Source organism: Ruegeria sp. HKCCA0370, assembly GCF_013033705.1.
GTDB lineage: Bacteria > Pseudomonadota > Alphaproteobacteria > Rhodobacterales > Rhodobacteraceae > Ruegeria.
In genome coordinates this window covers 18026-43778 of the sequence record NZ_WQEP01000012.1, presented here as the reverse complement: position 1 = coordinate 43778, position 25753 = coordinate 18026, and the positions used below count along the sequence as shown (strand labels likewise).

General features: G+C 58.3%; 19 protein-coding genes. 10 read left to right on the top strand and 9 right to left on the bottom strand.

The window, feature by feature from the left end; genetic code table 11:
- Positions 1-24: 24 nt before the first annotated feature.
- The 4 genes from GOW31_RS19475 to GOW31_RS19460 all read right to left on the bottom strand — a co-directional run bounded on the left by GOW31_RS19475 (position 25) and on the right by GOW31_RS19460 (position 5087).
- Positions 25-834, bottom strand: coding sequence for an FkbM family methyltransferase (locus tag GOW31_RS19475; RefSeq protein ID WP_171120421.1), 810 nt, complete (start codon positions 832-834; stop codon positions 25-27).
- A gap of 65 nt (positions 835-899) precedes the next feature.
- Positions 900-2867 carry a hypothetical protein gene (locus tag GOW31_RS19470; RefSeq protein ID WP_171172398.1) on the bottom strand — a complete coding sequence of 656 codons (1968 nt, stop codon included), beginning with the start codon at positions 2865-2867 and terminating at the stop codon, positions 900-902.
- 224 nt (positions 2868-3091) lie between these two features.
- On the bottom strand, positions 3092-4432 hold the full coding sequence (locus tag GOW31_RS19465) for a sensor histidine kinase (protein ID WP_171172396.1): 1341 nt from the start codon (positions 4430-4432) through the stop codon (positions 3092-3094).
- A complete protein-coding gene (locus GOW31_RS19460; protein WP_171120414.1) occupies positions 4422-5087 on the bottom strand; it encodes a response regulator transcription factor in 666 nt (221 codons plus the stop codon). The genes GOW31_RS19465 and GOW31_RS19460 overlap by 11 nt, the downstream gene beginning before the upstream one ends.
- A gap of 157 nt (positions 5088-5244) precedes the next feature.
- Here GOW31_RS19460 and asnB point away from each other — a divergent pair, with 157 nt between their 5' ends.
- Positions 5245-7191 carry an asparagine synthase (glutamine-hydrolyzing) gene (gene asnB / locus GOW31_RS19455; protein ID WP_171172394.1) on the top strand — a complete coding sequence of 649 codons (1947 nt, stop codon included), beginning with the start codon at positions 5245-5247 and terminating at the stop codon, positions 7189-7191.
- A 15-nt stretch (positions 7192-7206) separates the two neighbouring features.
- Here the strand turns inward: asnB and GOW31_RS19450 are convergent, their stop codons facing one another.
- Complete coding sequence (locus GOW31_RS19450) at positions 7207-8691, bottom strand: NAD(P)/FAD-dependent oxidoreductase (protein ID WP_224859183.1); 1485 nt, start codon at positions 8689-8691, stop codon at positions 7207-7209.
- Positions 8692-9343: 652 nt separating this feature from the next.
- Here GOW31_RS19450 and rfbF point away from each other — a divergent pair.
- The 6 genes from rfbF (at position 9344) to GOW31_RS19420 (ending at position 15830) form a co-directional block, all read left to right on the top strand.
- Positions 9344-10117, top strand: coding sequence for a glucose-1-phosphate cytidylyltransferase (gene rfbF, locus GOW31_RS19445; protein ID WP_171120408.1), 774 nt, complete (start codon positions 9344-9346; stop codon positions 10115-10117).
- A complete protein-coding gene (locus GOW31_RS19440) occupies positions 10114-11184 on the top strand; it encodes an NAD(P)-dependent oxidoreductase (RefSeq protein WP_171172392.1) in 1071 nt (356 codons plus the stop codon). The genes rfbF and GOW31_RS19440 overlap by 4 nt, the downstream gene beginning before the upstream one ends.
- Positions 11181-12413: a class I SAM-dependent methyltransferase gene (locus GOW31_RS19435; protein WP_171172390.1), complete on the top strand. Its 1233-nt coding sequence runs from the start codon at positions 11181-11183 to the stop codon at positions 12411-12413. Before GOW31_RS19440 ends, GOW31_RS19435 begins: the two co-directional genes overlap by 4 nt.
- Positions 12413-13291 (top strand): NAD(P)-dependent oxidoreductase, encoded by an 879-nt coding sequence (locus GOW31_RS19430; protein WP_171172389.1) that lies wholly within the window; start codon positions 12413-12415, stop codon positions 13289-13291. Before GOW31_RS19435 ends, GOW31_RS19430 begins: the two co-directional genes overlap by 1 nt.
- Positions 13288-13689, top strand: coding sequence for a GtrA family protein (locus GOW31_RS19425; protein ID WP_171120402.1), 402 nt, complete (start codon positions 13288-13290; stop codon positions 13687-13689). The genes GOW31_RS19430 and GOW31_RS19425 overlap by 4 nt, the downstream gene beginning before the upstream one ends.
- A 104-nt stretch (positions 13690-13793) precedes the next feature.
- A complete protein-coding gene (locus tag GOW31_RS19420) occupies positions 13794-15830 on the top strand; it encodes a B12-binding domain-containing radical SAM protein (protein ID WP_171172384.1) in 2037 nt (678 codons plus the stop codon).
- A 10-nt stretch (positions 15831-15840) separates the two neighbouring features.
- Here the strand turns inward: GOW31_RS19420 and GOW31_RS19415 are convergent, their stop codons facing one another.
- Positions 15841-17892: a glycosyltransferase family 39 protein gene (locus GOW31_RS19415; RefSeq protein WP_171120398.1), complete on the bottom strand. Its 2052-nt coding sequence runs from the start codon at positions 17890-17892 to the stop codon at positions 15841-15843.
- Positions 17889-18872 (bottom strand): glycosyltransferase, encoded by a 984-nt coding sequence (locus GOW31_RS19410; protein ID WP_171120574.1) that lies wholly within the window; start codon positions 18870-18872, stop codon positions 17889-17891. Before GOW31_RS19410 ends, GOW31_RS19415 begins: the two co-directional genes overlap by 4 nt.
- A gap of 242 nt (positions 18873-19114) precedes the next feature.
- Here GOW31_RS19410 and GOW31_RS19405 point away from each other — a divergent pair, with 242 nt between their 5' ends.
- Both GOW31_RS19405 and GOW31_RS19400 read left to right on the top strand, forming a co-directional pair.
- Complete coding sequence (locus tag GOW31_RS19405) at positions 19115-20620, top strand: PepSY domain-containing protein (RefSeq protein WP_171120396.1); 1506 nt, start codon at positions 19115-19117, stop codon at positions 20618-20620.
- Positions 20614-21798 (top strand): glycosyltransferase family 4 protein, encoded by a 1185-nt coding sequence (locus GOW31_RS19400; RefSeq protein WP_171172383.1) that lies wholly within the window; start codon positions 20614-20616, stop codon positions 21796-21798. Before GOW31_RS19405 ends, GOW31_RS19400 begins: the two co-directional genes overlap by 7 nt.
- Positions 21799-21805: 7 nt before the next feature.
- On the opposite strand, the gene GOW31_RS19395 is transcribed toward GOW31_RS19400, so the two are convergent.
- On the bottom strand, positions 21806-23053 hold the full coding sequence (locus GOW31_RS19395) for a glycosyltransferase (protein WP_171172380.1): 1248 nt from the start codon (positions 23051-23053) through the stop codon (positions 21806-21808).
- A gap of 21 nt (positions 23054-23074) precedes the next feature.
- A complete protein-coding gene (locus tag GOW31_RS19390) occupies positions 23075-24511 on the bottom strand; it encodes a lipopolysaccharide biosynthesis protein (protein WP_171172378.1) in 1437 nt (478 codons plus the stop codon).
- Between the two features lie 307 nt (positions 24512-24818).
- Between GOW31_RS19390 and GOW31_RS19385 the strand changes: the two genes are divergently transcribed.
- Positions 24819-25745, top strand: coding sequence for a glycosyltransferase family 2 protein (locus GOW31_RS19385; protein WP_171120566.1), 927 nt, complete (start codon positions 24819-24821; stop codon positions 25743-25745).
- Positions 25746-25753 lie beyond the last annotated feature (8 nt).

The window sequence follows — 25753 nt, the reverse complement described above, 5'->3', positions numbered from 1 at the left end:
CATGGTTGATTAATCGGGCCGGGATCAGAACTGCTTGGCAGGCAGCTGCTCGAACGGCAATTTCTCGATCTGATCGAAACGCGGATTGCTTTCGTGCACATAGAACGAGTCGTAAAGCGAATTGCGCACGAAATGATAGCCGTTGGCAAACAGCAGTTCGTTGAGCTCCGGCGTCGGGCGTTCGATTGTCATCGCCAGGAAGCGGTACTTGTCGAAAGGGAAGTTGCGCAAAATCCGTGTCTCTGACCCTTCGACATCCAGGCTGAAATAGTCGATGTCCTTGGGCGCGTTATAGCGGTCGAACACCTCATCCAGAGGCACAGCTTCTACCGTGACAACTTTGCCTTTCTCACGGAACCTAGCCAGCTTCGCGGCACGGCGCTCGGTCATGTTATCGGCTTCATCCACCAGCAGGCTGCTGCGCTGGCCGTCGATCATGAATTCCAGCTGGCCGGGCTCGGGGTCGACCGCCAGCGGGACTGGTGTGGCTGAACGATGATGCCAGTTGATGATCTTGTTGTAATTGACGGGGTTGGGCTCGATCAACAATCCGGTCCAGCCATAATGCTTTTCCAGAGCAAAGGTGTTGGAATCTGAAAACCCGTCCGCAGCACCCAGTTCGACAAAAAAACCATTGCGCTTGCCGTTATAGACTTCGTTGATCACCCACATATCCTGCCCGCGGTCCGAGACCTGTTTGGGCAGGTAACCAAGATTGTTCATGGCAAACCGACGGCTGAAATTCCGAGTGCTGACCACGCCGATATAAGCGAAATAGGCTGGCTTCTGGAGGAGCGGATAGGCTTCAACCAACTTGGTGAGATTCTGCTTCATAAAGTTCTCCACTTAACCGCCCGCTCTTGGCTTTTCGGGCAAAAACATTGTTGCATAGACATCGGCTATCTTAACCCTGCAATTTTCGCGATATCCCACACCGGGTACAGCGTTCCGCGCGTTCCACGTCCGAAAATTGTGTCAAATGGCACGTGATAGACACGCGCAATGCTGATCGGAACGTCGGTGTTTCCAAGGTCGCTTTCGTAAGCTGCCCGATCACGCGCCACCAGGATCCGATCTTCGACCACTTCGCCGATCATGATCTCTCCGTCTTGCAAAGGTTCGGATGCGGGGCGGACGAAATAATCCGCGACGGTGTTGTCCGGTGCCGGCATCCCAGCATGCACATAAACTGACAGCTCACCGGCCATATAGCGGTTTTCAAGCTCGGCCTGTGTCCAGATCGGCGGGAAGGCTTTCTCGAGCAGTGCCTGCACGACGCGCATCTCGTCCAGATCGGGGAACGGGGCGGCCTCGGTCTCAATGACAATGCGATGTCCCAAGTCCCGCGTCTGTGTAAAGGGGCGTAGTGTTTCCGGCCAGCTGATCCATGCGCTGACCGCCACCCCGGCCAAAGCACAGACCAACGCCGGTGCAGGTGCGGCCTGAACCGGGCGCAGGCGCCAGAAAATGATCAACGGAATGACTGCGGCGGGCGCAAAATGATGCGGCAGGATGCGATAGGCCTGAATATAGAAAAACAAAACATAGGCAATAACAGTCAGGGTCAGGGCTTTGGACAGTTTGTCCTGCCACCGCCACGCCAGCAGAGCCAGACCAGGCAATATTCCACAGGGCAGCAGCCAGAACAGGATTCGTCCGGTGTCAAAGATCGTGACGTACCGCAGGCGGCGCAGGATGCTGCCTGTGTTGAACTCACTGGACACATTTGTCAGTCCCGACGACCGCAGCCCCATTTCAAGCAGCGATGCCAGGGCCACGACGCCAACGGCGATCACCCCTCCTGTGATCACCTGCCGGAACGGCAAGGGCCGTGTCAGCAGGAAATAGGAGATCAGAAAGAAGCCAATCAGCAGAATACCGTTCGGCGCGGTCAGCAACGCCAGCGTGGACACAACCGCCATCCAGCCGAACTTCCGTTCGGTAAAGAACAGGATATAGCCCAGCACCCCCGACAGGATCATCGGCTCGCGCGTCATCGGCAGGGCGATATCGGCAAAATACGGATTGTAAGACGGATTGAATGCCATCACGAAGGAAAACAGCAGCAGGGCAGCCCCAAGCCCAAGAACAGAGCGCACATCAGTGCGCCCGTCCGGCGACGCGCGTACAAACCCCAGAATGACCCCAAACAGGATCGACAGGCCAGGCAGATAGGCCAGGCGAATGGAAACTTCATAGGGTCCAAAGAACCGCACAAACCCGGTTTGAAGAAAGGTCTCTGTCATCATTTTCGGGGTTGGATATCCTCCGATTGCACCGGAGTCCGGAGGCCAGAATGGCAGACCTCTGGTTATGAACAACATTGCGTTCAGAAAGCTGTGCGCGCCGTCATCGTTCAGCGCCTCCCAATAGAATTTCGGAGACATCAGCAACAGGACGGCCAGAGGCAGCAGGACCATGCCTGCTATATCCCAGCCTCTGCCCTGAAACACCTTGGGCTCGGAACGGGCCGGAAACAGGTAAAGGCCCATCAGGCAGAGCAGCAGGATCAGCACGATGAAGGCCGTCCCCGTTATCTGAACACCGCTGACAGCCTGAACCAATGCCGCCATGGCAGGGACACCAAACAGGGACAACGTAAATCCCTTGAGCAGCCAATGTTCAAACCGATCTCCGGACGTACGAATTCCCCATGCCAAAATCATGCCCGGGGCCAGAAAAAACGCCGAAGCCGACAAGGCGATCAAGGGAACCCAGATGTAAAGAAACAACGCATCATCCGCCACGAAGTAAGGGGATGCCCCGTCCGCCAACGCGGCTTTTGCAGATATTGTTGCCGCAATATCCTGCCCGGCCAGCAAAAGACCGGCCAACACAATCAGAAACAAAGAAAGGCGCAATATCATCACGTCTTGAATAAACTCGTTAAAACAAGGCAAGCGAAGGTTAACCGGCGAAAGATATCCTGTTTTCTCACCTAATGTCGCTTCATTTGACCAACCAATTCACTGATAACATGTAAGCCTTATCACCCTGCCAGTTTTTTGCCGATCGGGAGAATCGCGCGCATTATGCGACATCAATGCAGCAAATTTTCTCGTATTGATGATCCAACGTGAACAGAAAATGTTCAGGCTTCTATCTTCCCCGGAAGCATGACCGATACTCGGGCTCCTCCCAAAGGTGATGTCCCGATATTGACCGCGCCGCCATAAAGCTCGGCGATATCCTGTACAATCAAAAGCCCCAGACCATGCTCCTCGGTCTCTTCCTGATCACCTCTCTGAACGGGCGCTCCCTGTTTTGCCTTATCCGCTTCCATGCCGGGACCATCATCCTCAATACTCAGAGTGATCATGCCCGGTTCGGGTGCCGTCACGGATATGCGCACATGGCTCTTGGCCCAGAGACAGGCGTTTTCAAGCAGATTGCCCAGGATCTCCTGAATGTCGGCCTCCTCGCCCCAAAAGGTGGTTCCGGCGTCTATGGCGTTTTCGATATGCGGCATCCTGTTTCGGAGTGTGATGCCAAGTGCAAACGATACATCTTCGGCGCAGGCATGCACCGGAGAGGATTTTCCATAGGGGCGTTCGGTACGCGCGCGGCTGAGGTTGCGTTTGATGACACCGGTCATACGCCCCACAAAATCCGTTATCTGATCTCCTTTATCTCCCTCAAGCTCTTCGGCAACGCGCGCCAATGCCGCCAGCGGTGTTTTCAGGCCATGCGCCAGCTCTGCGTTTTTTCGACGGTGTTTTTCGATGATCGTGCCGTTGCGCCAGTGCAGCTCGCGCAGTTCCTCGACCACGGGAACCAGATCGGGCGGCCATTTCTGATCGTCTATGATGGTGTCGTTTTTACGCATGACCTTCACGGAATTGCTGAGCCGCTTGAGCGGCATCAGCCCCCTGTTCACAGTGATGTAGACCGAAACCGAAACCACTATGGCAAGACCAATGAAAATCAATGCAATCAGCTTTGCAGCCCGGTTGGTTTCTTCCGTGATATGCATCAGTGGGGCCGCAATCCGGAAGGTCAATGTCTCATCCGGTACCATCCCGGGAAACGCAGCCCGCCTTCCACGCAGAACATCTCCGCCCGGGATTACGAAATTCCCCCCGGCTTCCGGGACGTCCAGAACCCAGCTTTCTGCGGTGACAGGGCCAAGTGACGGGGATTGCAGCAGGATTTCGTCAGACCCGTCACGCGTCAATTGCCAGAACCATTGCTCATTGGTCAGGTCATAATAGCTCGGGCCAACGCTCTCGAGCAGTTCAGCCTGTGCCCCGTCATAGGCGACCCGCCGGGCTTCGATCAACAAATCCTGCCCAAGCAGCAAATCCATTTCGCCGATTTCATGAGCCCGGTAGACCTGAATGCAGATCATGGCCCCGATACCCAGTATGGCGCAGCAGATCGCTATCGTGGCAATCGAAACGCGACGGGGGATCGTAGCCCAATTATGCGTCATCTACCGGAATCCGATACCCATGCCCCCGCACGGTTTCCACCATTCCCGCCGCAGTTTTCCGACGCAAACGTGAGACAAGAACATCGATGACGTTCGATTGCAGATCCATATCCTCGGCATAGATATGTTCGATCAGATCTGCCCGGCTGACGACAGATCCCGCATGTCGGGCGAGATGCTCCAGCGCCCGGAACTCGAAAGCGGTCAGCGATACGCTGCGCCCTTTGAAAAAGGCAGCTTTTTCATCCGGCAGAACCGAAAGATCTCCGACATCGATCGAGGGCGTGCCACGCCCGCTTGCACGGCGCACCAAGGCCTCGAGCCGCGCCAGAAGTTCTTCTGAATGAAAAGGTTTTGACAGATAATCATCAGCCCCGCTGCGCAGCCCGGAAACGATATCGTTCCAGCTGTCACGCGCCGATAGGATCAGAACCGGTGCTGCAACCTTGCGGCTGCGCCATTCCCGCAGGATCGACAACCCGTCCAGCCCCGGCAGCCCCAGGTCCAGCACGATCGCGTCCCAATCCTCGGTCTCTCCCAGAAACAGCGCATCATTGCCGTTTCCTGACAGTCTTACGATATCACCCCGGGCGCGCAGCAAACATTCAAGATCACCGCGCAGCGTATCGTCATCTTCCGCAACCAGTACCTTCATAACCCCTCATACGGGACAAACGGCCCAAACGTGAACATAGCATGACAAGACCCGACATGCGGCGTTCACCCCACCTTTTATATATTTGACCTGATCGGTTGTCGAAAGCGATCCGTTTCAGAACCCAAAATTTAGTTTTAGCGATTTGAGGTGCCGGATGTGCGGTCTGTTTGGAATTTTCCCAGAGGATACAACCTCATCCCCTGATGTCACACGGCTTCGTCAAAGCGGTTTCGCCATTCGGCACCGCGGCCCCGATGCCGGCAATATTCTGAGCGAGCCCGGTCTTGGCCTGGCCCATCAACGCCTGTCTCTGGTTGATACCGACACCCGGTCGGATCAGCCATTTACGGACCCAAGCGGCCGCTACATCCTTGTCTACAATGGCGAAGTCTATAACTTCAGAACCCTGCGCGCTGAACTTGAGGCACTGGGCATCCCGTTCCGCACCACCTCGGATACCGAAGTGGTGCTGCACAGCCTGATCCAATGGGGCGAAGATGCGCTTGCCCGGTTCGATGGCATGTTCGGACTTGCCTTTATCGACCGGCAGACACACCGGGTTCTGCTGGCCCGGGACCGGTTTGGCATGAAACCTCTTTACTGGATGCAAGGCATGACCGAACAAGGCCCCGCCTTTCTGTTCGGTTCAGAGATCAAGGCCTTCGAACCCTGGATAACCCTGAAACCCGATGTCAACTCGATCGCGGCTTACCTGATGAAATTCGGAGGCCCGACCAGCGGCCCGACCTTCTATCAGGGGATCCGCAGCCTGACGCCCGGCACTTACCTGTGGCATGACGGATCGGGCAATATCGACATCGCCTCTTTCTTCCACCTGACCGACTTTCTCGACCTTGATGAGATGACCCGCCTCGATGGCCTGTCGGCTGCCGATATCGTCGATGAATATGCGGATCTCATGCATAAATCCGTGGCCTCGCATTTATTCGCGGATGCACCGGTTGGCGCGTTTTGCTCAGGCGGGGTGGATTCATCCCTGATCGTTGCCATCGCAGCGGCCCAGCACCAGAATATCGCCCTGTTCCACGCCAATGTGAAAGGCACCTGGAGCGAGGTGGACGCCGCCTCGGAACTGGCCAAAAGCCTGAAACTTGATCTGCATGTCATCGAGGCTGAAGAGCAGGATTTCGTCGACATGATCCCGCGCGTAATGTGTCACTACGAATACCCGTTTTCCTATCATCCCAATTGCGCGCCACTGATGATGATCGCCCAGCTCGCGGCGGATTCAGGGATCAAGGGACTATTGTCAGGCGAAGGATCGGATGAGCTGTTTCTGGGCTACCCCTGGCTTGGCCGCAAACGCCTGACAGACGGGTATGAAAGGATGATCAGCGGGTTGGGCTCGGCCATACGCGCAATACCGGGGGTTGGCCCGATCCTGGCACCTGACCGGATGGGAAACATGGAAAACGTCCGCGACATCCTGAATGGTCGCGAGATGGCGCAGGACAAGCGGGCCGTAGCCGACAGCCTGGCACAGCTGCCTCGCAAGTTTCAGGAAAGAGGCCGGCAATGGAGCTTGGATTACATGCACCACCATCTGCGAACGCTTTTGCATCGCAACGATACAATGGGCATGGCTGCCGGGATCGAGGCGCGGTTCCCGTTTCTGGACACACAGGTTGCCCGGTTCGGGATCAATCTGCCGGCACGCTACAAACTCAGGGGCTCTCCGTTCGTTTTCGAAAAGGCACACCCCTTCATCCGCGACAAATGGGTGGTCCGCGAGGTTGCCAACCGCTACATCCCCAACACCCTGAGCCAGCGCATCAAGATCGGGTTCTGGACGACGGTGTTTCAGCGGCTTGAGATCCGGCCGGAATACTTCAGGAACGCCCATTTGGGGGATCTTTTCAGCCTGACCCGGACACAGATGGCGAACACCATCGAAGAGGCCGGTCCGGATCTGCGGCTGCGGTTGCTGCTGACCGAGGTTTGGCTGCGATGCCGGCTGGATCATCAGGATGAAGATCGCGAAATCAACAGATTACGCGATCACGTCAGCATCCGGCCGGACAGATTCCGGCCCCGACCGTCCTCTGCCAACAAACCTGTGGGCGCTGCGGTCCACAGTTGAAGGGCTGCCCCTTCCTCAGAGAGCCGTGCTTTTGCGGACGGCGGATTGCGGGGCCGCCTTTTTCTTGGGCTTGGCTTCAAACTCTTCATGATAAGAGCGCTCAACATTGACATCCCAGACGTCATGATCCTCGCCCAGAATATTGCGCGCGGCGTACATCGCCGACAGCATGGAATGATCCTGGTTGTTGTAGCGGTGCAGACCATTGCGACCCACGGTCTGGAAGTTTTCCAGCGTCTTCAGCCAGTCGCTGACCGTGTCTAGGGCGTCCTTGTATTCACTGTCATAGACCGGATAGGCCTTGGGCTGCCGGATAACCGCGTGGTCAATGACATCGCTGGCCTTGGCCAGACCCAGCTTTTCAAGCTCTTCACTGGCGAGATGCCTGAGATCCTCGTCACTTGACGACCACAACCCGTCACCTTTCTGGCAGAAATACTCCATCCCGATCGATGCGGTGTTCTGATCGGGCAGCATTTCCGCGGACCAGGCGCGGAAATTCTGGATGCGACCCACCTTCACCTGCGGGCTGTGGATGTAGATCCAGTTGTCCGGGAACGGATCCGCGTGATCCAGGATCAGGGTCACGATCAGGAAATCACGATACCGCAGACGGTCTGCCGCCTCGACAACCTCGGGTGGTGGCGGCGGATCAAAAGCATGGATCAGATCACGAACGGCCATCGAATTGACGAACTCTTCACCCTCCACCCGCTCGGTGTGTTTTTCGCCATCTTCAGTCCAGTGGCGCACATCAATCGAAGTGACGCGATTGCCATCACGGTTCACCTGGATCACTTCGGAATGGGTTTCGACCGATCCGCCTTTTTCCCGGATCAAGTCACGGGTCTTTTCCCACATCATGCCGGGGCCCAGGCGGGGATACTGGAATTCCTCGATCAGGCTGGCGGTGTCATTGGCCCCGGAAATCGCGTTCCAGACCGCCTTGGGCAAAGACAGGTTCTTGATCCGCTGCGCGGCCCAGTCGGCCCGGATTTCCGACGGCGGAATACCCCAGACCTTCTTGGTGTAGCTGTGGAAGAAATGCATATAAAGCCGCCCGCCAAAGCGATTGACGACCCAGTCTTCGAACGTGTCTTCCTGCTGGCGTGGACGAATCTTCCATTTGATGAAGCTGCCGATGATCTTGTAGGTCTCGTAGGGGCCGATATTGCCAAGGGCGTTGAAGATACGCAGCGGGTAATCGTAGAATTTGTTGCGGTAGAAGATGCGGCTCAGGCGTTGCACGGTGATGAAATCATCCCCCATCACCTCGTGCCACATATCCTCGACTTCGCGCACCTTGGTGAAAAACCGATGCCCGCCAATGTCGAAGCGATACCCTTTGTGCGTTTCGGTTCGCGAGATGCCACCAACCATGTCCGAGGCCTCGAACACCCGGGGAACATGTGTGTCGCTCAGTTTCTGAAGTTCATAGGCTGCTGTCAGCCCTGCTGGACCACCACCAATGACGACAACGGGAACAATATCTTTTTTCAAATGACTAACACCCATACCAAAACACTGACCTAAAGCTACAAGAGGTTATCCGAGATTCACAACAAAATCCTGTCAGCGCCCGAAACGGACCCTCTGCGTTTTGAGGTCCCTTCCTTCTGCACGGAACGATCAGCCGCCAAGTTTGACGCGCGGCACCCACGCCCTTGTCGGTAAACCCGCGGCAGACCAAAACCGGATCACCTGTGTGAAACCTTTGCTCTTTCACACTGTCTGAAGCAGTATGTACTTTCCTCAACGGCCTGAATCCTAAAGATGTTTTCTGACTGACGCAGCACGGCCCCAACGCCCCTTCCGGATGTGAAGGCAACATGGGACACGCGCAACTCGGGTGCGGCGTATTCCACCGACAATATGACCGCTTTTAAGGACCACCTCTGTGATGTCCTTCACTGTATCGACAGGCCATAAGGGCGCATCAACAATGTCGCGGCTTCGACCGCATTGTGTATGGTTAAGCGCCACAGCAGCGGGAAATTCAGCACCTCACGACTCGTCGCTTTGTGAATCTTGACAGGGTGGCAACGCTGCCGTCCTAATGCGTGCGAATGTTTGCAGTAACTCAGATGTCACGGGTCTGGGTTAAAACGAGTGAATTGGTAGCCAGTCTCGTTGTTAACGAGGGAGCGATTTTATGAAGTGCGTTATTCTGGCCGGCGGCTTAGGTACCCGGCTCAGCGAAGAAACCGTCAGGATTCCAAAACCCATGGTCGAGATCGGAGGAAAACCGATCATCTGGCATATCATGAAAATTTATGCCGCCCATGGCATCACAGACTTCATCGTCTGCCTGGGCTACAAGGGATACGTCATCAAGGAATATTTCGCGAATTTCTTCCTGCACAGCTCGGACGTCACGATCGATCTGGCCAATGGCGGGCTTGAGATTGCAAACAGCAAATCGGAGCCCTGGCGGGTGACGCTGGTCGATACCGGCGAGGACAGCCAGACCGGGGGGCGGCTGCGCCGTGTCATGCATCTGCTCAAGGATGAAGAGGCCTTTTGCATGACCTATGGCGACGGGGTCGGGAATGTCGATATCAGTTCGCTGGTCGCGTTCCACAAAAGCCACGGCAAACGTGCCACGCTCACCGCAGTCGTGCCACCGGGGCGTTTCGGCGCGTTGGAGCTGGCCAGCGATCAGATCGAACGTTTTGCCGAAAAACCGGGCGGTGACGGTGGTTTTATCAATGGCGGGTTCTTCGTGCTGCATCCTTCGGTTGGTGATCTGTTGGACGGGGACGGCGCAATCTGGGAACGCGCTCCGCTTGAAACGCTGGCCGCAGACGGCGATCTGATGGCGTTTCGCCACAAGGGATTCTGGCAACCGATGGATACGCTGCGCGACCGCCGTCAACTCGAAGCCCGCTGGCAGGAAGGCAATGCTCCATGGAAGGTCTGGGAATGACGCTGGGTTCCGCTCCGAAAATCATCCTGCTTGGCAATCTGGGCTATATTGGTCCGGTCGTGGCAGCGGCCTTGCGGAAATCCTATCCCAACGCCAATCTGATCGGCCTTGATCCCGGGTTTTTCTCGGACCGGCTGACCACGCATGATGCGTGGCCCGAGCGGGTTCTGAACCAGCAGATCATCGCGGATATTCGCGATATCGATGCGTCACTGTTCCAGGGGGCGGATGCGATTGTTGCACTGGCGGCCATCTCGAACGACCCGATGGGTGCCCGGTTCGAAACAGTCACCACGGAAATCAATCAGGATGCCATCGTGCAGGCCGCTCATCTGGCCGCCGAAGCCGGGGTGTCGCGCTTTGTCTTCGCCTCCAGCTGTTCGGTCTATGGTTTCGCCGAAGGCGATGCCAGATCCGAGGACGCGCCCCTGAACCCGCTGACCGCCTATGCCCGCAGCAAAATCGGGACCGAGCGCGCGCTGGCGGCCATGGACACGCCGGGGATGCTGCGTACAGCGCTGCGTTTCGCCACCGCCTGCGGGCCGTCACCCCGGCTGCGGCTGGATCTGGTGCTGAACGATTTTGCCGCCTGTGCGGTCACCGCTGGCAAGATCACGGTGCTGAGCGACGGCAGCCCGTGGCGGCCGCTGATCGACGTGCGCGACATGGCGCGGGCCATCGACTGGGCCATCACCCGGACCGAGGATGCCGGAGGCCAATGGCTGGCGGTCAATGCCGGGTCGGATGTGTGGAATTATCAGATCCGCGATCTGGCGCAGACCGTGGCCGAGGCGGTCCCCGGGGCCAGTTTTTCGATCAATCCCGATGCCTCGCCCGACAACCGGTCTTACAAGGTCGACTTTTCGCTCTACAAACAACTGGCACCCGAACATCAGCCGGTGCAGACGCTTGAAGGCACCATCCGGGATTTGTTGCAATTGCTGAACGATATCAACTTTGGCGATGCCGATTTCAGGTCATCTCCGTTGATGCGGCTGAAAGCGCTTGAAGAGCATATCCGCACAGGCACGCTGAGCGAGGATCTGCGCTGGAGGATGCCGCAATGACACACCCCGTTTGCCGGAGCTGTGGCGCAGCCCTGACTCAGACGCTGGTCGATCTGGGGCTTTCGCCGCTGGCCAATTCCTATGTCCCGCCCGAGCGCGCGGGCACGGCCTGTCCGCGCTATCCGCTGCATGCCTGGGTCTGCAACGACTGCTATCTGGTACAGGTCGAAGACGCCGTACCGGCGGATGAGATCTTCAATGCCGATTACGCCTATTTCTCGAGCTATTCGGACAGCTGGCTGGCCCATGCCAGGGCCTATGTCGAACAGATGGTCGACCGGCTTGATCTGGGACCGGATGATCTGGTGATCGAGATCGCCTCGAATGACGGGTATCTGTTACAGTATTTCGTCGAGAAAGGCATCCCCGTTCTGGGGATCGAACCTTCGGGCAGCGTGGCGGCGGCAGCCGAAGAAAAAGGCGTGCGCACGCTGGTCGATTACTTCGGCGAGGCGCTGGCCCGCAAGGTGGCCGCGACCGAGAAACCTCCGGTGCTGATCGCATCGGCCAATGTGCTGGCGCATGTGCCTGACATCAACGATTTCGTCGCCGGGATCGCCACGCTTCTGACCGGCGATGCGGTCTATACGGTCGAATTCCCGCATCTTCTGAACCTGATCAGGGACGTGCAGTTCGACACGATCTATCACGAACATTACTCCTATCTGTCGCTGCTGGCGGTCGAGAAGATCTTTGCCAAGGCGGGCCTGCGCGTCTTTGACGTCGAAGAACTGCCCACCCATGGCGGTTCGCTGCGGGTGTTCGCCTGCCTTGAGGGTGCCAGCCATCCCGAAGGGCCCGGTCTGGCCAAGGTCCGCGCGGATGAGGCTGCGGCGCAGTTCGACCGGCCTGAGGGCTATATGAATTTCACCATTCAGGTCGAAGCGCTGCGCGACGGATTGCTCGCCTTTCTGCGCGAAGCAAATGCCAAGGGGGACACCATTGCCGCCTATGGTGCCGCCGCCAAGGGCAACACGCTGCTGAACTATGCCGGGATCGGCCCCGACCTGATCTCTTACTGCGTTGATCGCAACCCGGCCAAGCAGAACACGCTGCTGCCCGGCAGTCATATCCCCGTACATGGGGTCGAAGCCCTGCGCGAGACGCCGCCGGATTACGTGCTGATCCTGCCCTGGAACATCCGGGACGAGGTCATCGGGCAACTGTCCGACCTGAAGGCGCATGGCACCCGGTTCGTGACCGCCGTGCCGGAGGTCAGGATCAGCTGATGGCACGAGTTCTGCTGACCGGCGCAACCGGATTGATCGGACGCGCGACAGCCACGGCTCTGACAGAGGCGGGCCATGAGGTGGTGACGCTGGGCCGCAACCCGGCAAGCGACATCCCCTGCGATCTGCTGAACCCCAACGCCACCTCAACAGCCCTTGAAACAGCCCGCGCCAGTCATCTGGTGCATCTGGCCTGGCATGACGGGGCGCGCGACCGCTGGACCTCTGGGGCCAATCTGGACTGGATGGCCGCCACATTGCATCTGGTGCGGGAATTCGCGCGTACAGGCGGCCAGCGCGCGGTCTGCGCCGGAAGCTGCGCCGAATATGACTGGTCGGTACCGGAGCTGATCGAAACCAGCCCCCTGCGCCCCCGCACCCTTTATGGGGCGGCCAAGGCCGGGGCCGGTCTGGCATTGTGCGCGGGCCAGCAGACGCTTGGTCTGTCCCTGGCCTGGGCCCGCATCTTTTTTGTCTACGGGCCGGATGAACCGCCGGGGCGACTGTTCGGCGATCTGATGTCAAACCTCGGGGCGGGACGGCCGGTTGATTGCACCGATGGACGGCAGGAGCGGGATTTCCTGCATGTCGATGATCTTGCCCGCGCCTTGTTGCGCGTGCTGGAAAGCGATCTGACCGGCCCGGTCAATGTCGCCAGCGGCACTGCAATCCCGGTCCGGGATCTGATTGAAGAGGTTGCGAAACAAATGTCCCACCCTGATCTGATCCGGCTGGGTGCGATCGCCCGAGCAGCAGATGACCCGGCCCGGCTGGCAGCAGATGTGGGTCGGTTGCGGCATGAAGCCGGCTTTGTACCGCAACATGACATCACTTCAGGCGTGGCCGACATTCTTAGATCCGAAGGGGCGCAAACATGAAGAAACTGCTTGTACCCCGAAAAAAGTCTTTCATGCGCTTCGCTATGGTGGGCGTGCTGAACACGGCGTTCGGCTATGCGCTCTTCACCATTCTCAGCTTGTCTGGCTTACCCCCACAAGTCGCGCTCGTTATCTCGTTTTCCGGTGGGGTTCTGTGGAATTTCATGACCCATGCGCGGCTTGTGTTCGACACCAGAGGTTTGGGTCGGTTGCCCTTTTATATCCTGTCCTATCTGGTGGTTTATGCATTCAATGCCCTATCGCTGGAGGGCCTGTTGTCCATGGGGGTTCAACCAATCACTGCGCAGGGGATAATCGTCCTACCGGCCGCAGTCTTGGCCTTCATCCTGATTTCCCGGGTGCTGACAGATCGCTTTCCCTGGCAACAGGAGGTGTGAAAAATGCTCAAATATAATATTCTGGCTCAATAGCCACTGACGACCGAACTGACCATGGAGTCTGAAATTTGACATAAGTACTGTACCGCGAGGATAGTTAACTAATGCGTCTTTACCTTGCCGATCTCGGCCATAACCTCGTTACTGCAACATCGGACACCTACCCCTTGGGTGTCGGAAATCTTGCGACTTTCGCCCAGGCCTATGCGAAAAGCCCGACACCGATCGAGGTCGCGATCTTTCGTGATCCGAAAGAGCTCAAGACGGCCATCGACACGGCCGCCCCGGATGTGATCGGTTTTTCCAGCTATTCCTGGAACCACCATCTGGCCCTGTCCTTTGCCGACTATGCCAAGGCAGTGAACCCCGACAGCCTGACCCTGATGGGTGGCCCCAACTTTCCGTTGACCGAAGACGAGCAGGAAAGCTGGATCCGGACCATGCCGCAGATCGACATGCATGTGCGTGGCCCCACGTATGAGGGCGAGCGCGCGTTCCTGAGCACGCTGCAACGGTTCATCGATGTCGGTGCCCGCCGCGAAGGCATGTGGGAGGAAGCCGTCGATGGCGCGCTTTATGTGCACCCTGAAACCGGAGAGATTTTGCGCGGGGACGAACCGCCCCGCATCCGCGATCTGGATGAAATCCCCTCGCCCTATCTGGCCGGGCTGATGGACAAGTTCTTCGACACCGGCCTGTTTGCACTGATGCAACTGGCACGGGGCTGCCCGTTCACCTGCGCATTCTGCAATTCGGCGGTCAAATCGAATTCGAAGGTCTTCCGCCATTCGTTTGAACGCACCAAGGCCGATCTGGATTACATCGTCGCCCGCATCAACCATGCCAGCCCGCTCTGTTTCGCGGACGACAATTTCGGCATGTACGTGCAGGACGAAGAGGTGGCCGATTACCTGGGCCATCTGATGGAACGGTACGACTGGCCGAAATACATCCGGACAACCACGGGCAAGAACCGCGGCGACCGGATCATCAAGGTAATGCGCAAAGCCAAGGGCCGGTTGCCGATGACCTCGTCGGTTCAGTCTCTGAATCCGGAAGTTCTGAAGAACATCAAACGCGACAATATCAGCCTGGACACCTATGCCGAGGTACAGCAGGAGCTGCATTCAAAAGGCATGCAATCCTATGGCGAGCTGATCCTGTGCATGCCCGGTGAAACCCGGGAATCCTTCATGGATGCCGTCGATCAGCTGATCGAAACCGGCGTCAGCCGGGTCGCGGCGCACCAGTTGATGCTGCTGCACGGCGCACCGCTGGCCAACCCCGACAGTCGCGAGAAATTCGGCTTCAAAACCCTCCATCGCGTGGTTGCCCGATGCCTGGGCAAATATACCGGCCCAACCGTGGTCGAGACCGAGGAAATGGTGGTCCAGTCCGAGAATTTCTCGTTCCAGGATTATCTGGACACCCGTGTTTTCCATCTGCTGCTGACAATCTTCTATTACGAAGACAATTTCGAAGAAGCCTTCCGGCTGGCGCGCTCCCGCGGCATCCGACCCTTCCTGATCGTCAAGCATATGCAGGACATTCTCGATCAGGCCCCCAAACCCTTCCGGGATGCGGTGGCCGGTTATCTGGAGGAAAACCAGCAGGAGCTGTTTGAAACCCGCGCCGATTGTGTCGCCTGGGCGCAGGAAAATTATGATGATCTGATCAGCGGCGAATTGGGGGGCAATCTGCTCAGCAAATATTCGATGATTGGCCGGTTCATCGTGCTGGACGAAGCACTTGATTTCCTGAAACGGGCCATCAGCGACCTTCTGGACAAGGATGACCACGAAGCGCACGAAATGCTCGGCACGATCATCAATTACTACAGCGCCGTGATGCTGCATGTGCCTTTCTCGGAAACCCTTGAACACGAACCGGTCTGGAGCTCGTCCTTCGATCTCGAGGCCTGGCGGAATTCGGGATATGAGGGCGTGCTGCAGGACTATCAGTTCGATGCGCCCCGCGAATTCCAGACCCAGGTTGATCAAAGGGTGAAAGCCACCCTGCTGACCCGCATCGAGACCTTTGGCGAACATGCTTCGGGGCTGGGCCGGTTCACCCGGACGATGTTTGCCAAGGATTTCCGGCGCAACTTCGTACCGAGTGAAAATCAGCACGCGGCCGAATAGGCCCGTGGGCCTATTCGCTGTCTCCCAGATAGACAACCTTACGCCCGGGAAAGGCTGCGATGATGGCTGCGTTCTGCTCAGGTCCCATATCGCGCAGGAAAATTGGCTTGCCTTCGGGCAGGAACGGGTCGTTGAGATAAAGCGCTGATCCGATATTGGCATTTGTCGCAACAAAGACCAGAGCATTGCTCAGCTCTGCGGCCTGTGCCTGACGCCTGATGTCGCCGGTAAAGCCACCGTACCCATCGTATTTCGAAACCCCACGCCATGAGGTAAAACTGACGACCGAGACTGCACAAAGCAGCAGGATGATACAGTGCAGACGACCGTGATACTGGTCCGGCAGCCGGTCTTTGACCGCCTCGATCCCAGCCGCTGAAAGAACCAGAAACGGTAGAAGTGCCGTATGCCAGTAACGTGGTCCCAGATAAAAAGTGCCTGTGAACCAATAGAAGAACAGCACACCCACAAGGGCCACTAGGATCACCAGCATGGCCCGGTCGAATCCGGTCAGGCGCTTGCGCCAGATGAAGACAATCCAGATCGGGACCAGCGATCCAAAGGTCCAGCCCAGAAGTTCAAGATTGAGCGAGGCAATCCCGTTGATCAGGTTCAGCAGACCCTCAGCCGGGCTGTGGCCAACCCAGATATCCAACGCGCCCCAGCTTGTGGCGGGTGGTCCCACATTGGGGCCAAAGCCGAACGCATTTTTTGTATCGGGCCAGAGCCGGCTCAGGTAATCGGATTGCGGGGTCAGCAGTATATCGCCGGTGGTCCCATAATTGAGCAGCAAAAAGACGGACCCTGACAGGACACCGCCCACGGCGCAGGCCAGCACCTGCCCGATCCCTCCGGGCAGGCGGCGCAGCAGCCACAAACCAGTCAACCCTCCGACAATCAGTGCGTCCAGTGGTCGGGTTACAAAGCTCCATCCCAGCGCAAGCCCGGCAATAAATGCCAGCAGGATCGCCCGCCGCGCCACGCCTTCTCCGGCCCGGATCAGACACCACCAGGCCAGAAGCACCGCGACCAGCATCACGGAATGCGTCATCAGCGTGGCCCCCACGGCCAGCACCCAGGGCGAGGTTGCCATCAGCAACGCGACCATATCCGCACGTTCACGACTGATGGTCCGACGGACAATGTCATGGGCCAGCCAGACCGATATCCCAGTCAGGATCGGATTGATCACCCAAGGCACCCCGATCAGAACCCCAAGGCTTAGTACAATGGCCCAGCCTTGCGCCGGGACACTGATCCATTTGCCGTCATGCACCTCGAGAAGATAGTATTCCAACGCGGGTTGCGCCGCTTCGGGCGGGACCGGAGCCCAGAGCGTACCAGCCGCAAAGGTGCGTGCCTGAAAGAGATAGGCCAGTTCATCCTCGACATGGGGAACGCGGTCGAACGCCGTCCAGGCAAGGACAGCACTGACCACCGTCGCAAAAACGGCCAGAGCGGCCACCGGGATACGCGGGATGCGATCAGGACCTGCCACGGCAAACATGGCGACCAATGTGGCCATCTGAACAAGAGATAATGCACCGCCGACACCGATCTGCAGTCCGAAGGCCGTGTAATAGCCATAGGCCACATAAGGTGTTGCGGACAGACAGAAAACCGCAACCAGACCCATCAGAAGAAACAGGCGGATGATCCCCGCCCCGGCGAAAAGGCCCCTGACAGCCTCCCGGCCTGCAGGACGCATCAGAACAACGCCCGTAAGAACCGCCTGTGCAGCCAATATCAAAAGCATGATCAGGTTTTCAGGCGGGTCGGCGACAATCTCAAGCCGCGGAAACCAGAGCGGTTGAGTCAACCATAACCGGGCGGAACTGCCCAGCAGAACCAAAGCGGCCAGTGCCCCGAACAGAGGTAGTCCGCGCGACCAGAAGACCCCGATCAGAACCACTGCAGCCGCAGCCATAACCATAAACCACAAGCGTAGCTCGGCGAGTGTAGCGTTGGTGACAGGCGCATCCGCGGCCCAGGCAGGGCCTGCACACGCGCAGACCGCAAGAGCAAGCCAGTGCCCTTGCCACCCGTTTTTCTGTGCGATCATGCCAGATGCTCTTCTCTGGCCAGAGCCGGATCCCGAGCGGGACCTTCGATATTGATACGTTCCTGCTCGGTCACGATGGGCCCGCCACGCACCTGATTATGGATCGAGGTGATGTATTCCCCCAGCATCCCAATGAACAGCATCTGAATGCCCGACAGGAAAAACAGGGATACGATGATGGTCGTCGTCCCGCGCGGTGCCTGATCGGGATTGACGAAAAACAGGATCACGGAAATGAGCGAGAACAGGATACAGGCAATCGCGATCACCAACCCGCTGATTGTACAGAACCGCATCGGGGCCCGCGTGAAAGAGAAGATCGCATTCAACGCCTGATCGATCAGCGCCATCAGGCTATGTTTGGACAGCCCCTTTGCACGGGCCTTCCAGACATAGGGTTTGATGATCCGGCGAAAGCCACAGCTTGCGATGATGCCACGGATGTAAGGATAGTGATCCTTATGCGCCAGCACCGCCTTCAGAACCTTGCGGTCGATCAGCTGAAACTCTCCGACCGATGGCTCCAGCCAGACATCCGACAGGCCATTGACGATCCGATAGAAAAGGCCGCGTGCGTTGCGCATCACGAACCCTTCTTCGCGGGTGCTGCGGGCGCCGGCCACCACGTCATAACCGCTTTCCCACAGCTCGACGAATTCGGGGATCAGTTCGGGCGGGTCCTGCAAGTCGACCGGCAGCATGACGACGATCCCGTCGCCGGTCGCATAACGCAGCCCGTTGAAGGTTGAGCGGAACACCCCGAAATTGCGGGCATTGACCACCACCTTCACGTCCTGATCCTGTGCGGCGATCTCGCGCAGGATATCCACGGTCCGGTCAGAAGACGCATTGTCGATGAAGATATGCTCGCGCCTGTAACCCGGCAGCTCCTTGTCGAAAATGGCCTTTACGGTCTCATAGCAATTCGCCACGTTGTCTTCTTCGTTGAAACATGGCGATACAATGGAAATTGTTTTCATATCTTCATTTAACATCAATCGGCACCGCTTACCCCACCAATACTCGGGTATACTCATACCATCCCGCAAAGACCGGGATTCGCACAATACTTAACCCATAGGAATGGTGTGAAATAATGCGCGCGCGGCGCCACAGAGACAGACGAAATCATTTTTTCATGGAAACAATATCCTAAAGCCATTGTTTCCGTTAACTCTACTTCAGCCAACATTTCGTTCAATTGTAAGCAAGTAAGGCGCAGATGAACCGTAAGCTACGAAACTCACTTTTCAAACTTCACATCTGGCTGGGACTGCATCTTTCGCTCTTTTTCGCGTTCATGTTCCTGACGGGCACATTACTTGTTGCGGGGTTTGAACTTGAATCAATCGGCCGTCCGGCCATCTGGACCACGATCGACAAGGAAGAGCGCACCGCGAGTTTTGGCACGATCTACGATGGCATCAAAGAGACCCACCCCGAAAGTAGTATCTATCTGATGTTCAAACGCCCGACCCCTTGGTTTGCGGATCGCACCTTCAGCCGCACCGGATGGGGGGAAAGTGTCAGTTTCTGGACAAATCCAGTAACCGGTGATGTCGTCGGGGCGACACGACCCAATGGGTTTCGCGACATTCTGCGAGACCTGCACGATACCTTTCTGACCGAGAAACGGGTCGTGTTCATGCTGGTCAGCGCTACATCCGTGATCCTGCTGTTTCAGATCGTCAGCGGACTCATCACCTACCGGCGTTTCTGGAAAGGGTTTTTTCGCTGGCCCAGCCGCGCGGGCGGGTTGCGCGCATGGGCGGGCAGCACACACCGGCTGACGGCTCTCTGGTCAATGCCGCTTCTGATTTTGACTGCGGTTACCAGTTTCTATTTCCTACTGGGCAGCCTGGGGTTTGAGGGCACCTATCCGCAGCCCAAACCGCCTGTTCCGCGTGAAACCGTTCTGCCTGTCAATTTCGGTTCAGATCTAATCGACCAGGCCGAGGCCCGCGCCCGTGACGCCCTGCCCGGGTTCGACCCCTTCATCATGACCCTGCCCGACAAAAAAGCTGGCGCTTTCGACTTCAGCGGGCATGTCGCAGGACATTCGGGCTTTTTCGGGCCGGGCAACGTGTCAATTGATCCGGTAACACTCGAAGTTCTGGGCGCTTATACACCCAATGAGGTCGGCGGACTCGCCTATTGGAAGCCTTTAATGGATATGCTGCATTTCGGCCTCTGGGCTGGAGCATTTTCAATGGTGCTGTGGATCATCCTTGGCCTGTTTACGACTGGCCTTGCCCTCACCGGTGCTTTGATTTTTGCGGGCCGGCTTGCCCCCGAAGCCGCGCATCTCGGCCCGGTCAAACGGATCTGGCGCGGCATGGGGTGGACCCGGTGGGCGTATTTGCTCCTCGTGATGGGCATCATAGCAGTCGCTGTTCTCCGCTTCGGCCCCGGATCTAATACCAAAACCAGTGCGTTTGCAGTCGATGCCCCACCTTCGGTGGTCTGGATGCTTATGCACGCCCCCCTCAGACGTGACACACCCCTTGATGTCGAATTGCGGATCAGCGAACCCGATATCGAAACCGTATCCATCGAAATCAATGGGAAAGAGGTACAATCCCTTGAGGTCGTGCAAACAGGCGAGACCGCCATAGCGCCTTTTCAGCTACTACCCTCGGACACGGAAAACACCATCGTTGCCCATCTGCAAAAACCGGATGCAGACACAAGAACCGTCACATTCCGACTGGGGCAACCGATATGGTAAACGAAACAACACTTCCTCTGACGAATGAGAAGGCTTTTCAGGAACGGCTCAGCATCCTGCAAATGTGCTCGTTTTTCACATTCGGAGGCGGCATTCAGCGCCACATTACCGATCTGGGCGGGTCCCTGATGGCGCATGGGCACAAGGTGATCAAGGCTGGCGCCCCCGGCGAACTTGGCGAGACCGCGGATGGCAGTGTCTTTGTACCCTTGCAACTTGACCGGGTCAGCGACCACAGTGCGAATGGCAAACTCAACCCGGCCCTCAGAATGTACTGGCTGGCGCGCTCGGCCCTGACCCTGCGGCGGGCGCTCAAGGACCATAAGGTCGATATCATCCATGCGCATGAGACCGCCCCGCTTCTGACGGCTCGTCTGGCCAGTCTGGGAATGGGAATTCCCATTGTGATGACCTATCACGGCTCGTCACCCGACCGTCTCAACGCGGTGGCCCGCGCCTGTCGGCAGCAAGCCGATCTGGCGATCTGCCCCAGCGAAACCGTCATGCAATCCCTGCTGGAACGCCAGGTCGACCCCGACAAGGCGCGGGTGATGCTTTTGGGGGTACGTCCCAACCCGCCCGCCGATCCGGCCGCCGCGGATGCCCTGCGGCGTGAACTGTTGGGCGAAGATGGCACACATCTGGTTCTGTCCTTGTCCCGTCTGGATCACCAGAAGGGCCTCGACGCGATGATCGAAGTGGCCCGGCGTGTGCGGCAGGACCTGCCCGGTCTGCGGATCGTCGTCGGGGGCGAAGGCGTGCTGCGCGGCCAGGTCGAAGCCTGGGCCGAACAGGCCGGGGTTTCAGACATCATCCGTTTCCCCGGGGTGATCTCGGATGTCGCCACCTATCTTGCGGCCTCTGATCTTTATATGCTGACCTCCCGGTGGGAGGCCCTGCCGATTTCAATTGTCGAGGCGTTCCGCGCCGGGCTGCCGGTGATCGCCACCGATTGCGGCGGTGTGCGTGAATTGGTGGATGGCGATGTCGGGCGCCTGTGTGCGGTCGATGATCTTGATGCCCTGTCTCAGGCGCTGCGCGATCTTTGCACCGACCGCGCCGAATATGACCGGCTAAGCGCCAATGCCACGGCGCGCGGTGCAGAAGACAGGTTCTCGCCAGCCCATGTGCATAGCGGGTTTGAAAAGCTGTATCGGCAACTGGCCGGGCGGGGATAACCCCCGGTCAGTCCGCCGCGCCGTTCTCGAAAGCACCAGCTTCCAAGGCATGGGCCAGATCGGCCCGCCCTGCACGATGCGCGGCCTGCGCAAAAGCCGCGCCGAACCGGCCCAATACCTGATCTTCACGCCAGAGCGTCTCAAACCCGTGCCGCGCCGCTGCGGCCATCTGATCCCGCGCGGCACCTCCGTTCTGAAAACGGCGCATGGCTGCGATCAGATCATCTTCGGTTTCGAACAGTTCCCCGCCCCCTGCCCGCTCGACGATCTCGGGGAACGGACCCAGCCGCCGGGCGATCACCGGCGTGCCCAGCCGGAAGCTTTCGATCAGGATGATGCCGAAGGTTTCATAACAGACCGAGGGCACGATCAGCCCCAGTGCGCCACGATAGTAAGCGTTCAACTCGTCCGGCGTCTTGCGGCCCAGGAATTTGATCCGGTCATTGCCTGCGGCCTGTGCCTTCAGCTCATCCGCATAATCGCCATCACCCAGGATCAGCAGATCCGCGTCGGGATAGCGGTCAAAGGCCGGGAACACATCCTGCAACCCCTTGATCTTTTCCAACCGCCCGACAAACAGGAAATAGGGGCGGTCATGCGCCGCCGGTTCCGGCAAGGCGCTCTGATCCAGGTCGGGCAGGAAATAGGGCAGCACCTGCATGTCCTGCCGCAGGCCGAATTCACGATGTTTGGCGCAGCTGAATTCGCTTTTGGCAATGATCAGATCCATGTGATCCAGCGCCCGGTCCAGCGCACCGGTATACCGCCACAGCTGCGGTGGCCGCTTGTGGTGCAACACGCAGCGCAGGCACTGGCGGTCATCGCACAGCTCGCGCCCATGCCGCCACAGAACATGGGTGGGGCAGACCAGCCAGTGTTCATGCGCTTCATAGATTTTCAACCCCTCGCCCATCGGCAACAGGCCGGGGCCGCCGATCAGGGATGTGTTGTTGTGCCAGATGATATCCGGCTTCCGCTCGGCCAGTAACTCGCGGATGCGGGCGGTGTGCACAACCGGGCGGCCCAGTTGCTGGGTCAGCAGGTTCGACATCATGCCGTTGCGGCTGCGCAGGCCGATCCGCCGCACCCCGTCGGGGTCGCCCTCGGGCTGGGGCTTGCCGCCCAGGATCAGATAGCTGTCTTCGTCATGCACCACCGTCACGTCATGCCCGCGCGCCACAAGCGCCCGCGCCATGCGCTGAATGCCGATGGCGTCACCGCCAAAGGAATAGGGGGGATAAAATGTGGTGAACATCAAAATGCGTAACGATTTCATCTATCTCTCAATTCCTTGAGTGTCAGCCGCAGGCAGGTGCCCGCCTAGCGGCCCAAGCATCGAAACCAGCAGGCGCAGCCTGTCCCGCTGGAGCAGAAAAGCCAGCAAACCATAGGCCAGAACACCCGTCACCGTGCCGGAAAGTAAAAGCAAAGCCGGGGACAGGCCGCCCAGTTGCCACACGACCCCCTGCACTGCCGCCGCCATCCCCCCTGACAGCAGAAGCGGCGCAAGATGCTGCCGCATCAAAGCCGGGCCGGACAGCCTGGCAATATGCCCCAGATTGGCAAATTTGAGCGGCCAGACCAGCAGAAAGACAGCCACAAAACCGGCTGTGACGGCCGGCAACCCATACGGGGCCAGCACCACAATCACCCCCGCCGCCAGCGCCACCTCGACCCAGGACAGAACCGCCAGACGACCGGGCTGACCAGCCGCCAGACAAAAGGTCTGCTGCACCTTTTCGGCACACAGATACATGCCAAACACCGACATCAGGCTCAGGACCGGAGCCGCCGGAGCCCATTTCTGACCGAACAGCAGCACCAGCGCCGGTTCCGACAGAACCGCCAGCCCGGCAAAGGCCGGAAAGGCCAGAAACCCGGTCAGGCGCATGACGTCGATCAGCAAATCCGTCGCCGGACCACCATCGCGCGCCGCCGCACCAAAGGCAGGCTGCGCCACGGTGCGCAGCGGTGTGATAATCAGGAACGAGGCGGTCTCGATCACGCGCCAGGCGATTGCGTAATACCCCGCCGGAACCGGCCCCAGCATCGCGCCGATGATCACCGCAGGCGATTGCACCGCAGCCAGTTCGGCCGCGCGCAGGCCCAGAATCCGGTGACTGAAATGCAAGACCCTGCGCATGTGATCCCGTGACGCATGGAATGCCGGGCGCCAGGAGACCGCCCCCCAGGCCATCACGATATTGGTGGCCGTCATCGCCAGCCGCTGGCCGACCAGGCTCCAGACCCCGTATCCCGCCAGCGCCATGCCAATGCCCACGACCCCTCCGACCGCCGCACCAAGCGCTGCACGGATGGCCAGAACACGGAACCGCATTTCCCGGCGCAGGATCGCAACCGGCACCGCCGTCAGGGAAATCATCAGCACCGTTGGGGACAATCCGATCAACAATTCACGCGCAACCGGCTCATTGTAGAAATATGAGACCGGCCCCGCCCCCAGATACAGCGCAACCGTCAACATACCCCCCAGCAGCGCCAACAACCAGAAAACCGAGTTCAACCGCTCTGGTGACAGCGCCTCATGGGTCAGCAGAATGTCGGAAATCGTTTCGCGCACCAGGAATTCGGAAAACAGCACAAAGGCTGCAACCATCGCCAGAAGACCAAAGGCCTCGACCCCTAAAATACGGGCAAGAATGGCAAAAATGATGAAATTAAACGCCTGCTCGACCCAGATACCGGCCGACATCCAGGCAACTCCGCTGCTGAAACTCTGCCGCCCTGACACCCGTTTCCTTCCTGTTGCCCGAACCCCGCCAAGTGCCGATGGACACATGGCTCAAACACTCACACCTGTTGCGCACAGTATGCGCAATTGCAAACTTGACGCCTTAACGGTCGAATTTGGTCAAATTTATTGTCTATGTTCAGTCTGTACGTGTTCGAATACTATACGCAATACAGGGAATTATGCCCGTCATGTTCCAGGCGCCACGCAATTCTTGCAGCGGGGGCTGGGGCAGGGAATATTGAGTGAATAAAAGGTTTTCATTTTCATGAACAAAGTCGCAGAGCCGATGGAGACGAACAGCACCACACCCGAAGAGCTGATCGCATCGGAAACCGCCGGCATGAGCCTGAGCGTGGTCATCCCCGCCTATAACGAGGAAAACGCCGTCCGCCACACGGTCGAGGATGTACGCACCCATCTCGAACCGCTGGGCATTCCCTACGAAATCATCGTGGTGGACGATGCCAGCCAGGACAACACCCGCGCCGAGGCCGAGGCCAGCGGTGCCACCGTCACCTTCAACGATGTCAATTCCGGCTATGGCGCCAGCCTCAAGCGCGGGGTGCGGATGGCGCAACATGAATATGTGGCCATTCTGGACGCCGACAGCACCTATCCCGCGCGCTACCTGCCCGGAATGCTGGCCATGTGCCGCGATCAGGACATGGTCGTGGGCGACCGGGGCGCGGCGATGAAGAACGTGCCGCTGCTGCGCCGTCCGGCCAAGAAATTCCTGTTCGCCTTTGCCTCGTTCCTGGCCGAGCGCAAGATCAACGATCTGAATTCCGGCCTGCGGGTGTTTCGCAAATCCGAGCTGATCCCGTTCCTGCCGCTCTTGCCACAGAATTTCTCGTTCACCACCACGATCACGCTGTGCATGACCTCGAACGGCAAGCGGATGATCTATACGCCGATTGAATACGGCAAGCGGGTGGGCAAATCGAAAATCCGGCCGATCGACTTTCTGAACTTCATCATCCTGATCCTGCGCATCAGCACGCTGTTCAATCCGCTGCGGGTGTTCATTCCGCTGGGGCTGGCGTTTTTCACGCTGGGCACGGTGAAGTTCATTATCGATATGTTCTACTGGAACCTCAGCGAAACGGCGGTGTTCTCGTTCCTGGCCGCGATCATGATCTGGTCGCTGGGGCTGATCGCCGACATGATCTCGCGGCTGCATCTCAGACCGTGACATGAGCG